Raw genomic sequence first — 14,246 nt, forward strand, 5'->3', positions numbered from 1 at the left:
CAGGACCCGTGGCGCACGGCGTCCGGGCGCCGTGAAAAGATGAGTGCCATGACGATCACTGCTGCCGCCGACGGCTCCGCGCTGGGCAATCCCGGTCCCGCGGGATGGGCCTGGTACATCGACGACAACACCTGGCGGGCCGGCGGGTGGCCGCACGGCACCAACAACATGGGCGAGCTCAAGGCCGTCCTGGACCTGCTCGAGGCCACGGCACACCGCCCCGACGAGCCCCTGCGGGTGCTGTGCGACAGCCAGTACGTCATCAACTCGATCACGAAGTGGATGCCCGGCTGGAAGAAGAAGGGCTGGAAGAAGAGGGACGGCAAGCCCGTCCTCAACGTGGAGCTCATGAAGGCCCTGGACGCCGCGATGGCGGGCCGCGACGTGCGCTTCGAGTGGGTCAAGGGCCACGCCGGCCACGAGCTCAACGAGGCCGCCGACATCCGTGCCCGGGCCGTGGCCACCGCGTTCCAGACCGGTCGCCCCGCGCCCGAGGGACCCGGGTTCGACGGCGCCGCCCGGCACCCGGACGGAGCGGGCACCCGGACCCCGGCCCGGGAGCTGCTGGACGCCCCGGAGCCGGTGGACGCCGCGCCACTGGTGGAGGCCCCAGGGCCGGGGGAGGACACGGATCCCGGCGCGTTCGAGGACCGGCACGACCCCGATCTGCTGAGCGAGCTGCTCGCCCACGAGGAGGAGCTCGCCCGCGGCCGGACGGCGGGGGAGACCGTCCAGGAGCTCGAGCGGGACCTGCTCCGCCCGGAGGTCAGGTCGGACCCGGGCCGGCTGGGCCAGCTGCTGCACGAGGCCTTCGCCGAGGTCGGGGCCTCGGGGTCGTGGCGCTCCCGGGCGGACGTCCTCGACCGGCTGCCCCGCGAACCCGGGCTCGGCGCGGTGGACGTGCACGTGCTGGAGGCCACCGAACTCGGCGCCGCGGCCGTGCACCTGGTCTACCGGCTCACGGCGGGGGACCGCACGAGCCTGCGCAGCTCCCTGTGGGTCCGGGAGGACTCCTGCAACGAGCTGGGGCCCTGGCAGCTGCGCTTCCACCAGGGCACCTACGAGTCCTGACGGGCCCGCTCACACCTCCGGGGCGTCGTCGGCGGGCTCGATGCCCGGCACGCGCACGGTCATCGTCGCCCCGCCGCCGGGGGTCTCGGTGAGCCGCACCGTGCCGTCGTGCTGCTGGACGATCGCGGCCACGATGGACAGCCCCAGCCCCGTCCCGCCGGTCTCGCGCGTGCGGGAGGAGTCGGCCCGGTAGAAGCGCTCGAAGACGCGCTCCGCGTCCTCGCCCTGGATGCCCGGGCCGTGGTCGCGCACCTGCAGGACGGCGTTGAAGGAGTCGTCGACCGAGCGCTCCACGCCCACCGCGATCTCGATCGGCGTGCCCTCCGGGGTGTAGCGCAGGGCGTTGGTCACGAGGTTCGCCACGACCTGGCGCAGCCGGAACTCGTCGCCGTGCACCCATGCCGAGACCGGGCCCCCGCCCCCCAGGCCGCCCACCTCGATCCGCCGGTCGGGGGCGGAGGCGCGGGCGTCCCCGGCCGCGTCGAACGCGAGGTGGAGCAGGTCCACGTCGACGTTCTCCGCGGGCCGCCGCTCGTCGAGGCGCGCGAGCATCAGCAGGTCCTCCACGAGCTGCGTCATCCGCTTCGCCTCCGACTCGATCCGGGACATCGCCCCGGCCACGTCCTCGGGCTCCTGCAGGGCGCCGTGCCGGTAGAGCTCCGAGTAGCCCCGGATGGTCACCAGGGGCGTGCGCAGCTCGTGGGAGGCGTCGGCCACGAACCGCCGGAGCTTGGTCTCGGACCGGGTGCGGGCGTCGAAGGCGTCCTCGATGTGGCCGAGCATCGCGTTGAGCGACGCCGAGAGCTGGCCGATCTCGGTCTGCCGGTTGTAGCCCTCCATGCGCTGGGAGAGGTCGCCCTCGGCGATCCGGGCGGCGGTCTGCTCCACCCGGTGCAGGGGCGCGAACGCCCGGGTGACCAGGATCCAGCCGACCGCCATGGCCGCGAACAGGGTCGCCACCCCGAAGCTCAGCGTCAGGAGGGTCACCGCGCTGAGCATCGCGTTCATGTCGTCGAGCGGCTCGGCGACCGCCACCACGAGGTTCAGCCGTTCCGTCTCGGCCGCGACCACCCGCCACCGGCGGTCCGGGGCGTCCACGGAGCCCACGGTCGTCGGCTCGAAGGGGTTCTCCCGCACGTGCTCGAGGTCGACCTGCGACAGGTCCGGCCGCCGCTCGAGCACGCCCTCCGGGGTGTGCACCGCCTCGGCGAGGGTCTCGCCGTCGGCGTCGAGCAGGAACCCGGCGTGCGGCACCTGGACGCCCTGCGCCCCGCCCATGTCGGCGACCAGCACGGTGGAGACCGGCCGGACGGAGTCCCGCAGCCCGCGGTCGATGTCGTTCAGGAGCGAGGTGCGCAGCACCGAGATCGCCACGAAGCTCGTCACCAGGATGGACAGCGCCAGGAGCAGGCCCGTGAGCACCATGAGCTGCGAGCGCAGCGATGCCGAGCGCCACCGGGAGGACAGGGTGTGCATCCCGGGGCCGGGTCAGTGGTTCTTGTGCTGGGAGCGCAGGAGGTAGCCGACGCCGCGCTTGGTGTGGATCAGCGGGGGCAGCTCGGGGTCGTTGTCGATCTTCCGGCGCAGGTAGGAGATGTAGGACTCCACGATCGAGGCGTCCCCGTTGAAGTCGTACTCCCACACGTGGTCGAGGATCTGCGCCTTGGACAGCACGCGGTTCGGGTTGAGCATGAGGTAGCGCAGCAGCTTGAACTCGGTGGGGGACAGGTCGATCTCCCGCTCGCCCCGGAACACCTCGTGCGCGTCGTCGTCGAGGACCAGGTCGTCCACGCGCAGCCGGGAGTCGTCCTCCTCGGCGGGCTGCGTGCGGCGCAGGACCGCGCGGATGCGGGCGACGACCTCGTCGAGGCTGAAGGGCTTGGTGACGTAGTCGTCGCCGCCCACGGTCAGACCGGTGACCTTGTCCTCGGTCTCGTCCTTCGCCGTGAGGAAGAGGATGGGGAAGTGCTGCCCGGACGCGCGCAGCTTGCGGGTCACGGTGAAGCCGTCCATGTCCGGGAGCATGACGTCGAGCACCGCGAGGTCCGGGTTCTCGGACTCCGCCTTGGCCAGGGCGTCACGGCCGTTGGCGGCGGTGACCACCTCGAAGCCGGCGAAGCGCAGGGATGTGGCCAGCAGCTCGAGGATGTTGGGCTCGTCGTCGACGACGAGCAGTTTCGCTTCGGGGTTGTCGTTCTTCACGCCGCCCATTTTCTCGGAACACCCTGAACGCCGCCTGAACGGCGCTCACCGGTCCTCGGGGAGTTCGCCGGGGGCCTCGACGGCGGCGGCGTCGACGATCCGGTAGGCGTAGCCCTGCTCCGCGAGGAAGCGGCGGCGCCGGGCCGCGTAGTCGGCGTCCACGGTGTCGCGGGCCACCACGGTGTAGAAGGTCGCCGGGCGGCCGTCGTGCTTGGGCCGCAGCAGCCGGCCCAGGCGCTGCGCCTCCTCCTGGCGGGAGCCGAAGGCCCCCGAGACCTGCACCGCGACCGAGGCCTCCGGCAGGTCCACCGAGAAGTTCGCGACCTTGGAGACCACGAGCACCGGCAGCTCCCCGGCCCGGAACGCGGCGAAGAGCTTCTCCCGCCGGGCCGTGCCGGTGCTGCCGTTGAGCACCGGGGCGGCCAGCAGCGCGCCCAGCTCGTCGAGCTGGTCCAGGAACTGCCCGATCACGAGCACCGGCTCCCCGCGGTGGCGGGCCACGAGCCGGGCCACGACGTCGAGCTTGTGCGCGGAGGACGAGGCGAGGCGGTGCCGGTCGGCGTCCTCCGCGGAGGCTTAGGCCATCCGGTCCGCGAGGGGCAGCTCCACCCGGACCTCGACGCAGTCGGCGGGGGCGATGTGGCCCTGGGCCTCGATCTCCCGCCACGGCGCGTCGTAGCGCTTCGGGCCGATGAGGGAGAACACCTCGCCCTCGCGGTGGTCCTCGCGCACCAGGGTGGCCGTCAGGCCCAGCCGGCGCCGCGCCTGCAGCTCGGCGGTCATCCGGAACACGGGGGCGGGCAGCAGGTGCACCTCGTCGTAGACGATCAGCCCCCAGTCGTGCCCGTCGAGCAGCTCGAGGTGCGGGTGGATCCCGCCGCGGCGCGCCGTCAGCACCTGGTAGGTGGCGATCGTCACCGGGCGGACCTCCTTGACGGCTCCGGAGTACTCGCCGATCTCGTCCTCCGTCAGGGTGGTCCGGCGCAGCAGCTCGGCCTTCCACTGCCGCGCCGAGACCGTGCTCGTGACCAGGACGAGCGTCGTCGTCGAGCTCGCGGCCATCACCCCGGCACCCACCAGCGTCTTGCCGGCGCCGCACGGCAGGACGACGACGCCGCTGCCGCCCGCCCAGAAGTTCTCCACCGCGTGGCGCTGGTAGGGGCGCAGGGCCCAGGCCTCGCCCGTCACGGGGTCCGTCTCCGTCAGGGCGACCGGGTGGGGCGTGCCGTCCACGTAGCCGGCCCGGTCCTCCGCCGGCCACCCCACGGTGAGCAGCAGCTGCTTGAGCTGGCCGCGGGCGCTCGCGTGCACCACCGTGGTGGCGCCGTCGATGCGGGGACCGAGCAGCGGGGCGATCTTCCGATGCCGGGCGATCTCCTCCAGGACGGGGGCGTCGTGGCAGCGCAGCACGAGCCCGTGCACCGGGTCCTGCTCGAGCACCAGGCGGCCGTAGCGGGACATCGTCTCGTCGATGTCCAGGAGCAGGGCGTGGGGGACCGGGAAGCGGGAGCGGGTGAGGAGGACGTCGAGCACCTGCTCGGCGTCCAGCCCGGCGGCCCGGGCGTTCCACAGGCCCAGCGGGGTGATGCGGTAGGTGTGCACGTGCTCCGGGGCGCGCTCGAGCTCCGCGAAGGCCGCGAGCTCCCGCCGGGCGTCGTCGGCGTCCTCGTGGTCGAGCTCGAGCAGCACGGTCCGGTCGCTCTGGACGATCAGGGGTCCCACGGGGCGGCTCCTCCGCTGTCGGTCGGGTCGTCGATCAGGTCCTCGGCCAGGTCGTCGGGCGGGTCCTCGGGCGGGCACCGCGCGCGGTCCCGGCCGGTGAGCCGGTCCACCAGGTCCTCGATCTCCTCCGCGGAGGGGACGGGCAGGCGCGGGGCGGGCACCTCGAGCAGCAGGGTCGGGTCCGCGGCGGGGGCCTGCGGCGCGGGCTCCGCGGGGGCGACGTCGAGGGCCGGCTCCGTGCCGGTGGCCCGGACGGCCGCCGCGAGCTCCCGGAGCCCGCTCTCCCGGCCGGCGGGTCCCCGGCGCCGGCCGGGGGCCTCCTCCCCGGCGTCGACCACGAGCACGCCGGGGGCGGGCCGGCGAAGCCGCCGCCCCGCGAGGTCCGGGGAGCCGGCGAGCGCCTCCAGCAGCTCCTCCTCGCCGGTGAGCACCCAGTCCGCCCGGGTGATCCGGATCCGCCCGTGGCCCCTGCCGGCCTCCTCGACCAGGTAGGCCAGGGCCTGGGGCACCGGGCCCCGGCCGTGCTCCTCGAGCCAGGTCAGGATCGAGGGCGGGGTCCAGCCGGCGTCGAGCGCCCGGTGCAGGGAGCGCTCGCTGAAGCGGTGCCGCGGGACCGCCCCGTGGCCCTCCGGCTCCGCGAGCCGGTCGAGGGCGCGCGCCACGTCCGGGGCGAGGTGGCCCGTGGCCGTCGCCGTGAGGTCGCTCTGCAGCAGCACCGTCCGCGAGGGCGCGGGCAGCCACCCGGCCACGGAGCGGACGGCGTCCTCGGGCCGGTCCTCCGCGAGCGCCCGGCCGGGCTCGGTCAGGGCGTCGGCGCCCACCAGGCCGAGTTCGGCGGCCTCCGTCAGCATCCCCGGGCCCCACCGGTCCAGGGCGCGGGCCAGGCGCGGGCGCCGCCAGCGGGCGAGCGCCAGCACGTCCTCGGGGCCGTGGCCCCCCGGCGCCCGCTCGGCGAGCTCGGCGTGGGCGGCGAGCAGCGCCCGGCGCACCACCGGGGCCTCCGGGGCGTGGGTGCCGCGGGTGAGGACCCCGACGACCGTGCCGTCCGCGAGGGGCAGGCCCACCGCGGAGGGGACGACGTCGGAGGCCAGCCACGACCGGACCACGTGCCACCACTGGTCGGCGCGCTCGGCGTCCTCGAAGGGCGCCGGCGCGGGGCGCCAGGCCGAGGTGTCCGGGTCCAGCCGCACGAGCCCGGCCAGTTCGCCCAGACCGAGGAGCCGGACGAGCTCGGAGTGCTCGATCCCGAGGGCGGAGCGCAGCCGGCGCAGCTCGCGCACGCCGATCCCGCCCGCCCGCAGGGTGGTCAGCGGGCGGGCCCGCAGCTCGGCGCGCAGGGCCGCGGTCCGGCGCAGCAGCTGCTCGACCGCCGCCGCGGCGGCGTTGTCCCGCAGCCGGTCGGGCACCCGGAGGGCCGGCCCGACCGGCGGCTCCGGGGAGGTCGCGGCCCACGGGTCGGGCCCGCGCAGGAGCAGCCCGACCTCCCTCGGGAGCTCCACGTGGCGGGAGTCCACGGGGAGGAGGATGCCGTGGGCCAGGAGCCAGTCGACGGGCCGGGCGCCGGCGTCGACGGCCGGGTCGACACGGCGCAGGGCGTCCGGCAGAGCGCCCACGGGACGGGAGCGGAACCGTTCGAGGACCTCCCGCGCGGGGGCGGGCCACTGCGCGAGGTCCTCGGCGGTGCGCGGCAGGGCCGCGGCCCCCGCCGCGTCCGGCGCCCCGCCGCGCAGCCGGGCGGCGAGGGCGGCGAGCACCGGCCGCGGACGGCCCAGGCCCGCCGGATAGCGGCCGAGGGCCTCCGCCAGGCCGGGCACGAGCCGGAGCGCGTCGTCGTCCCGGTGGACCAGGCCCAGACGGTGCAGCCGGTCCCAGGGCGGGCCGGCCAGCAGCCGCGCGGCGGGATCCTCCGGCGGGCCCAGCAGCACGGCGCGCTCGACGGCGTCCAGCTCGGGCCGGGAGAGGGCGTCGAGGGCCCGGCGCAGCCCCGCCCGGGACAGCAGGGCCTCGGCGAGGTCCTCGAGGGACCCCGTGCCCGGGCGCGCGGCGTCGGGCCGGGCGGCGAGCAGCTCGCCCAGCTCGGCGGGGGAGCGGGACGCGAGATCCCGGAGCAGCCCGTCCGGGAGCACGGATCAGGCCCGGCGGCGGCGCAGCAGGGAGCGCACGAGGACCGCGCAGAACAGCAGGAAGGCCACCGGGAACGCGAACCACGGCACCACCGTGAGCCCGTCCCAGGGGTCCGCTCCGACGGCCGTGAGCACGAGCAGCAGGGCGAGGCACACGGCGCACACCAGGCCGAGCACGACCGCGGAGACGCCGAGGACGTCGATCCCGGGGCGTCGGGCGGTGCGGGGCGCGGGCGCACGGTCGTCGGAGGCAGGCATGGCTCCAGGGTACCGAGCGCAACGGTGTGCCGCTGACCGCGCCCCGGCGGTCCCCGCCCCCGGAGCAGGGCTAGAATGGGAGGTTCCACAGGGTGGCTCGGCGGCAGGGACCGACGGGCCGCCCCTCCACGAACACGAGGACGAGGGAGACAGCGTGCCCACCGGCAAGGTCAAGTGGTTCGATGCGAAGAAGGGCTTCGGCTTCCTGGCGGCCGACGACGGCCAGGAAGTGTTCCTGCCCTCCTCGGCGCTGCCCTCCGGTGCCACCACGGTGAAGCCGGGCACGCGGATGGAGTTCGGGGTGGCCCAGGGTCGGCGCGGCGCGCAGGCGCTCTCCGTCCGGATCCTCGACCGGACCCCGTCGGTCGCGAAGAACGTCCGCAAGCCCGCCGACGAGATGGCGGTCATCACGGAGGACCTCATCAAGCTCCTGGACGAGATGTCCAACGGGCTGCACCGGGGCCGCTACCCCGACTCAGCGCACGGGAAGAAGATCGCGGCCATCCTGCGCACGGTGGCCGACAACCTGGACGTCTGAGGCCGCCGCGCCGTTGCCGTCCACCGATCCCGAGCAACCACCCGCCGGCCCCCGCCGGCACCCACCCGAGGGAGACCAGCAGTGACCGAGGAGACCGTCCAGGACGCGCCCGCCGAGGCCGTGCCGCCGGCGCCCGAGCAGGCGGCACCGGTGGCGGCGGCGCCCCGTCGTCGCCGGGCCCCGAAGCAGGACCCCCTGCTCGTGGCCGACGTCGCCACGGCTCGCGCCGGGGTGGAGCAGATCGCGGAGCCCTCGCAGATCGGCGCCGGTCACCGGGTGACGGTGGAGGAGGACCGGCTGGTCGTCCACCACTTCGAGTGCACCCTGCCCGGGTACCGGGGCTGGAACTGGTTCGCGAGCCTGGCCCGCGCCCCGCGCAGCAAGGCGGTGACGGTCTGCGAGGTCGGCCTGCTGCCGGGGGAGGATGCCCTGCTAGCGCCCGAGTGGGTCCCGTGGTCCGCCCGCGTCAGCGCCGAGGAGAAGGCCCAGGAGGAGCAGGACCGGGCCGAGGACGAGGCCGGGGAGACCGCGGCGGCCGGCGGGCCCGAGGGCTCCGGCGGCGCCCCCGACGGCGAGCCGGCGTCCGGTGACCGGGCCGAGGACATGCCGGTCCCGCCGCAGGAGGGCGAGGAGCTCTGACCGTCCCGCCGGGGACCGCGAGGACGGACGAGGCCCCGGAGCCCGCGCGCGGGATGTTCCGGTCCTTCCGGTTCCGCAACTACCGGCTGTGGTTCCTGGGCGCGCTCGTGTCCAACATCGGCACGTGGATGCAGCGCACGGCCCAGTCGTGGCTGGTCTTCGACGAGCTCTCGGACCACGACGCCACCGCCATGGGCGTGGTGACGGCCCTGCAGTTCCTGCCCCAGCTCTTCCTCGCGCCCTGGGCCGGCGTGCTCGCGGACCGGCTCGACCGGCGGCGCCTGCTGCTGTGGACCCAGACGGCCATGGCGGTGCTGGCGGCCGGTCTGGGGGCGCTGGTCCTGGCCGACGCGGCCACCCTGTGGCACGTCTACGGCTTCGCCCTCGCCCTGGGCGTCGTCTCCACCCTCGACGCCCCCGTGCGCCAGACCTTCGTCTCGGAGATGGTCGACGACGCCTACCTCTCCAACGCCGTGGCCCTGAACGCGACCTCGTTCAACGCCGCGCGGATGATCGGGCCCGCGGTGGCCGGCGTGCTCGTGGCCGCCATCGGCTCGGGCTGGGTGTTCCTCCTCAACACGCTGACCTTCGGCGCGATGCTCGCCGCCGTCCTGGCGATCCGCGCCGACGAGCTGCGCGGGATGCCGCGCTCCGGCCGGGGGCGGGGCCAGATCCGGGAGGGGCTGGCCTATGTGGCCGGCCGCCCCGACATCGTGGCGGTGCTGGTGACCATCTTCCTCATCGGCACCTTCGGGCTGAACTTCGCGGTCTTCCTGGCCGCCATGGCCGGACCCGAGTTCGGCCGGGGCTCGGAGACCTTCGGGCTGCTCAACTCGGTGCTGGCGGTCGGCACGGTGGCCGGGGCCCTGCTCTCGGCCCGGCGCCGCAGCGCCCGGCTGCGCTACGTCTACGGGGGCAGCGCCGTCTTCGCCCTCAGCTGCCTGGGCGCGGCGACGGCGCCCACCCTGCCGCTGTTCGCGCTGTGGCTGGTCCCCTGCGGGCTGTCCTCCCTGACCATCATGACCACCGCCAACGCGTACGTGCAGTCCACCACCTCGCCGGTGATGCGCGGACGCGTCATGAGCCTCTACATGGCCATCTTCATGGGCGGCACCCCGATCGGGGCGCCGGTCGTCGGCTGGATCACCGATGCCCTCGGGGCCCGCTGGGGCATGGGGGTCGCCGTGGCGGCGGGACTCGGCGGGGCCCTGGTGGGCTTCGTCGTCTGGCTGCGGCTGCGCGCGGAGCGCTCCGCGCCCGAGAACTCCGGCTAGCGCCCGGCTCCTCCGCGGAGCTGCTCGACGACGTGGTCCAGGCAGGCCAGCAGCCGGGCGACGTCCTCGGGCTCGATGGAGACGAACGTGGCGATCCGCAGCTGGTTGCGCCCCAGCTTGCGGTAGGGCTCGACGTCGACCACGCCGTGGACGCGCAGGACCGCCGCGACGGCGGCCGCGTCCACGGCGGCGTCGAAGTCCACGGTGGTGATCACGGTGGAGCGGTCCTCGGGGCGGGCCACGAAAGGGGACGCGAAGGACGAGGCCTCGGCCCACCCGTAGACCAGGTCCGAGGAGGCCTTCGTGCGGGCCGCGGCCCAGGTCATGCCGCCCTGGTCGTTGAGCCAGCGGACCTGCTCGTCGAGCATCACCAGCGTGGCCAGGGCCGGGGTGTTGTAGGTCTGGTTCTTCCGGGAGTTCTCCAGCGCCGTGGTCAGCTGCAGGAAGTCGGGGATCCACCGCCCGGAGGCGCCGATCCGCTCGATCCGCTCGATCGCCGCGGGGGAGAACGCGCCCAGCCACAGTCCGCCGTCCGAGCCGAAGTTCTTCTGCGGGGAGAAGTAGTAGACGTCCGCCGCGGCCACCTCCGCGGCCATCCCCCCGGCGGCCGAGGTCGCGTCCACCAGCACCAGCGCGTCGTCCGCGATCCCGGAGGGCCGGTGCACGGGCGCGGCGACACCGGTGGAGGTCTCGTTCTGGGGCCACGCGTAGACGTCCACGCCCTCCTCCGCCCGGGCGTCCGGGCGGGTGCCGGGGGCGGACTCCACGATCGAGGAGGGCTCCAGGAACGGTGCGCCGTCGGTGGCCTGGGCGAACTTCGCGCCGAACTCCCCGAACACCAGGTGCTGGGCCCTCCGCTCGACCAGCCCGAACGCGGCGGCGTCCCAGAACGCGGTGGCCCCGCCCAGGCCCAGGAGCACCTCGTGGCCGGAGGGCAGGCCGAGGAACTGCGCGAGGCCCTCCCGCACCGAGCCCACGAGCTCCTGCACCGGCGCCTGGCGGTGGGAGGTGCCGAGCAGGCCGGCCCCGGCGCGCGACACGGCCTCGACCTGTGCCGGACGGATCTTGGAGGGGCCGGCGCCGAAGCGGCCGTCGGCGGGCAGCAGGTGCTGGGGGATGGTGACGTGTGCGGGCAACGGGCGCTCCCTCGTGGGTGACGTGCGGCGGGTGGTGCGCGACGGGCACGGCCGCCGCGGAGGCCGCTCGCGCCGTTCGCGACTCGGCCCATTCTGCCCCACCCGCGGACGGCGGGCCCCGCGGGCGCCTCCTCCCTCCGGGCGGCCGGAGGGCTCGCGCACTAAGCTCGTGCGGGAAGACCGGACCGGGCGGGATCCCCGGGCCGGGACGGCCGGACGAAGGATGACTGAGGCATGAGCGACCTGATCGACACCACGGAGATGTACCTGCGGACCGTCCTCGAGCTCGAGGAGGAGGGGATCACGCCGATGCGGGCGCGGATCGTCGAGCGCCTCGACCACTCCGGGCCCACGGTCTCGCAGACGGTGTCCAGGATGGAGCGGGACGGGCTGCTGACGGTGGGCCAGGACCGGTCGCTGCTGCTCACCCCTGCCGGCCGTGAGCGTGCGGTGCAGGTGATGCGCAAGCACCGGCTGGCGGAGCGGCTGCTCGCCGACGTCATCGGCCTGGACCTCGCCCAGGTGCACGACGAGGCGTGCCGGTGGGAGCACGTGATGAGCGAGCAGGTCGAGCGGCGGCTCGTGGACCTGCTGCACAGCCCCCGGTACTCGCCGTACGGCACGCCGATCCCCGGTCTGGCCGCCCTCGGGGTCGAAGAGAGCCCCGCAGCGGCGCACCCCTCCCTGCTCGACGCCGCCCGCCACGACCCGGACGGGTCGCACACCGTGGCGCTGCTGCCGGAGGTGGTCCAGGCGGACGCGGACCTCCTGGGCGTGCTGAGCGACGTGGGAGTGCTCACCGGGGCGGAGGTCATGGCCCGGGTGGACGGTCAGATCGTGCGCATCGAGGTGGCGGCCACGGGGCGGTCCGCGGAGATCGACCTGCGCACCGCCGCGGCCATCCGCGTCCTCGCTCCCTGAGGCGCCGCCGTCTCCCGGAGCGGGGCGGCGAACGGTTCTTCCCGGGTGTGGGGACGTTCACAAGCCACTTTCGGCCAGTCCGGCCCGAGCCGGACCCCGGAGGCGCGGCTTCCCTGGTGACAGGCGGATTCCCAGGGCGCTCGAAGACACTGCACAGCTCGTCACAGGTGCGAATTGATTCGACCTTTCCTCTCAATAACTACTCATTGAGACCCGCGGCGTTGTCCGGCTGTTATCTGTCGTGATCAAAACGTGACACTTCCGTAATCTGTCATGTACTGTTCAACGCGTGCCGATCACTGGTCGGATCGGCGCCCTCGGAGCACATCGCCGAATTCTGCCGGTGCCCGTGGCCTCTACACAGAAACTGCTTGGCAGAAGCGGGGGAACCACTTTCGGTCCCGGTGATCCGGGTCCTTGGGGTTAAGTCGTCAGAGCGCGTGCGTTCTGCGGCCGGGTGTCTCCCACCCGAATCCGACAGCTCACCTCGTAGGCAAAGGGAGGAACTCAACCATGTCGCTTTTCACGCTGAACGCTGCCCGCCACCGTGCCGAGACCACCTCGCACGTCGTGCGCAACACCACCATCGCCGCCGCTGCCGGCGCCGCGATGATCGGCTCCGTCGCCCCGGCCCAGGCCTTCGCCCAGGCTCCCGTCGAGACCGGCGCGGCCTACTCGGCCCCGGCCTCCGCCTCGCTGGCCGAGTACTCCTCGTACACCTACCAGGCCCCGGTCGCCGCGCAGCCCGCCGCTCCCGCCTACGAGGCCCCGGCCCCGGCCCCGCAGCAGACCGCCGCCACCTCGAGCGTCACCCCGCAGTCCACCGCCACCACCGAGATCGCCCCGGCCGCCGGCGGCGTCGTGGGCACCGCGATGTCCGCGCAGGGTGCGGGCTACGTCTACGGCGGCACCGCCTACGGCGCCTGGGACTGCTCCGGCTTCACCCAGTGGGTCTTCGCCCAGAACGGCATCGACCTGCCCCGGACCACCTGGTCCCAGTTCGCGGCGGGCACCCCCACCGCCAACCCGCAGCCCGGTGACCTCGTCTCGCAGAACGGCGGCGCCCACGTGGGCATCTACATCGGCGGCGGCAAGATGATCTCCGCCCTCAACCCGACCCAGGGCACCCAGGTCCACTCCGTCAACGCCATGCAGCTGGACGGCTACTACACCTTCTGATCCGGTCCGCCGCCCGCGACGACCCCGCTCGTCGCGGGCGGCACCCGATCACCCCCCACCCCGCACGCCGAGAACCGCTCTCCCGGTTCCCGGCGGTGCCTGCTGTCCGACCGGACGGCGCCCCCTCCTCCGCTCGCCGGCCGTCGTTCCCGATCCCGGAACGCACCCCTGCCGGACACCGGCCCACCCCGCGCACTGCCCGGGGCGATCCGTGCTGTCACCCGCGCCCTCCGGCAGGCCCGGCTCCGAAAGAAAGTCGTCTGAACTCCTCATGACCCGTGATCTGACCTCCTCGAACGGCATCGGCTCGCTCTTCTCCGGCAAGGCCCGCACCGTGGCCGCCGTGGCCGCCTTCTCCGGGCTGGCCCTCGCCACCACCGTCTCCGTGCAGGCCGCTCCGGCCCAGGACGCCTCCGCCGACGCCCCGCTGTCCGCCGTGGCCGCGGCCACCCCCGCCGCGGCGCCCGCCGTGTCCCTCGAGCCCGTCGCCCACGTGCAGAAGGTCGAGTCCGACCGGAAGTCCGAGAAGAAGGTCGAGAAGAAGGCCGAGCGGCAGAAGGTCGAGACCCCGGTCGTCGCGGCTCCCGCCGTGGCCGCTCCGGCGCCGAAGGCCGCCGCCGCGCCCGCCCCGGTCGCCGCCCCGAAGCCGGCCGTGCAGGCGGCTCCGGCCCCGAAGCCCGCCGCCGCGCCGGCCCCGAAGCCCGCACCGGTCGCCGCGCCGAAGCCGGCCGTGCAGGCGGCTCCGGCCCCGAAGCCCGCCGCCGCGCCCGCCCCGAAGCCGGCCGTGCAGGCCGCTCCGGCCGCCCAGCGCACCGTCACCCCGCAGAGCTCGGCCTCCGGCAAGGGCGCGACCATCTCCTCCGCCGCCATGGGCCAGCTCGGCGTGGGCCAGGACTGCACCGCGCTCGTCACCAACGCGCTGCGCGCCGCCGGCATCAACCACCACGGCTGGCCGGCCTCCTACCTGAGCCTCGGCACGCAGGTCTCCGCCGGCCAGGCGCAGCCGGGCGACCTCGTCTACTACGCCGACGGCGGCATGGGTGCGGCCCACATCGGCGTCTACATCGGTGGCGGCAAGGCCGTCCACGGCGGCTGGAACGGCGGCACGACCGTCATCGACAGCGTCAACGTGGGCTCCGGCCCCGTCTACGTCCGCGTGCGCTGACCGCACGCGAGAGCACCG

The 14,246-nt window shown here is 74.7% G+C and carries 12 protein-coding genes, 1 pseudogene and 1 riboswitch; of the genes and pseudogenes, 7 read left to right on the forward strand and 6 right to left on the reverse strand.

What is annotated here, in order from left to right; genetic code table 11:
• Positions 1-48 precede the first annotated feature (48 nt).
• Positions 49-1,071: an RNase H family protein gene (locus E7Z53_RS13860; RefSeq protein ID WP_176337995.1), complete on the forward strand. Its 1,023-nt coding sequence runs from the start codon at positions 49-51 to the stop codon at positions 1,069-1,071.
• Positions 1,072-1,080: 9 nt separating this feature from the next.
• Here the strand turns inward: E7Z53_RS13860 and E7Z53_RS13865 are convergent, their stop codons facing one another.
• The 5 genes and pseudogenes from E7Z53_RS13865 to E7Z53_RS13885 form a co-directional block, all read right to left on the reverse strand.
• Complete coding sequence (locus E7Z53_RS13865; RefSeq protein ID WP_017832746.1) at positions 1,081-2,547, reverse strand: sensor histidine kinase; 1,467 nt, start codon at positions 2,545-2,547, stop codon at positions 1,081-1,083.
• Positions 2,548-2,559: 12 nt separating this feature from the next.
• A complete protein-coding gene (locus tag E7Z53_RS13870) occupies positions 2,560-3,282 on the reverse strand; it encodes a response regulator transcription factor (protein WP_017832745.1) in 723 nt (240 codons plus the stop codon).
• Positions 3,283-3,318: 36 nt separating this feature from the next.
• Positions 3,319-4,995, reverse strand: a pseudogene (locus E7Z53_RS13875) (DNA repair helicase XPB).
• Complete coding sequence (locus tag E7Z53_RS20825) at positions 4,983-7,121, reverse strand: helicase-associated domain-containing protein (protein ID WP_176337996.1); 2,139 nt, start codon at positions 7,119-7,121, stop codon at positions 4,983-4,985. Before E7Z53_RS20825 ends, E7Z53_RS13875 begins: the two are co-directional and overlap by 13 nt.
• A gap of 3 nt (positions 7,122-7,124) precedes the next feature.
• Positions 7,125-7,376 (reverse strand): hypothetical protein, encoded by a 252-nt coding sequence (locus E7Z53_RS13885; RefSeq protein WP_109222514.1) that lies wholly within the window; start codon positions 7,374-7,376, stop codon positions 7,125-7,127.
• Positions 7,377-7,530: 154 nt separating this feature from the next.
• On the opposite strand from E7Z53_RS13885, the gene E7Z53_RS13890 reads away from it, so the two are divergent.
• The 3 genes from E7Z53_RS13890 (at position 7,531) to E7Z53_RS13900 (ending at position 9,827) form a co-directional block, all read left to right on the forward strand.
• Positions 7,531-7,914, forward strand: a complete 384-nt coding sequence (locus E7Z53_RS13890; RefSeq protein ID WP_017832742.1) for a cold-shock protein — start codon at positions 7,531-7,533, stop codon at positions 7,912-7,914.
• 81 nt (positions 7,915-7,995) lie between these two features.
• The gene (locus E7Z53_RS13895) at positions 7,996-8,553 is read left to right on the forward strand and encodes a DUF3027 domain-containing protein (protein ID WP_052132930.1); all 558 of its coding nucleotides are present in this window, start codon (positions 7,996-7,998) and stop codon (positions 8,551-8,553) included.
• 53 nt (positions 8,554-8,606) lie between these two features.
• Positions 8,607-9,827, forward strand: a complete 1,221-nt coding sequence (locus tag E7Z53_RS13900) for an MFS transporter (protein WP_017832740.1) — start codon at positions 8,607-8,609, stop codon at positions 9,825-9,827.
• Here E7Z53_RS13900 and serC read toward each other — a convergent pair.
• Entirely contained in the window at positions 9,824-10,963 is a 1,140-nt protein-coding gene (serC, locus tag E7Z53_RS13905) for a phosphoserine transaminase (protein ID WP_176337997.1), read from the reverse strand. The genes E7Z53_RS13900 and serC overlap by 4 nt on opposite strands.
• Before the next feature lie 234 nt (positions 10,964-11,197).
• Between serC and E7Z53_RS13910 the strand changes: the two genes are divergently transcribed.
• From E7Z53_RS13910 to E7Z53_RS13920, 3 genes are all read left to right on the forward strand, one after another.
• Positions 11,198-11,884 carry a metal-dependent transcriptional regulator gene (locus E7Z53_RS13910; RefSeq protein ID WP_109222516.1) on the forward strand — a complete coding sequence of 229 codons (687 nt, stop codon included), beginning with the start codon at positions 11,198-11,200 and terminating at the stop codon, positions 11,882-11,884.
• 358 nt (positions 11,885-12,242) lie between these two features.
• Positions 12,243-12,392, forward strand: a riboswitch (cyclic di-AMP (ydaO/yuaA leader).
• 5 nt (positions 12,393-12,397) lie between these two features.
• Entirely contained in the window at positions 12,398-13,063 is a 666-nt protein-coding gene (locus E7Z53_RS13915) for a C40 family peptidase (RefSeq protein WP_035926910.1), read from the forward strand.
• A gap of 271 nt (positions 13,064-13,334) precedes the next feature.
• A complete protein-coding gene (locus E7Z53_RS13920) occupies positions 13,335-14,228 on the forward strand; it encodes a C40 family peptidase (RefSeq protein WP_176337998.1) in 894 nt (297 codons plus the stop codon).
• Positions 14,229-14,246: the final 18 nt, after the last annotated feature.

Origin of the sequence: Kocuria salina, from assembly GCF_013368965.1 — a bacterium.
In the GTDB taxonomy this organism is placed as follows: Bacteria; Actinomycetota; Actinomycetes; order Actinomycetales; family Micrococcaceae; genus Kocuria; species Kocuria rosea.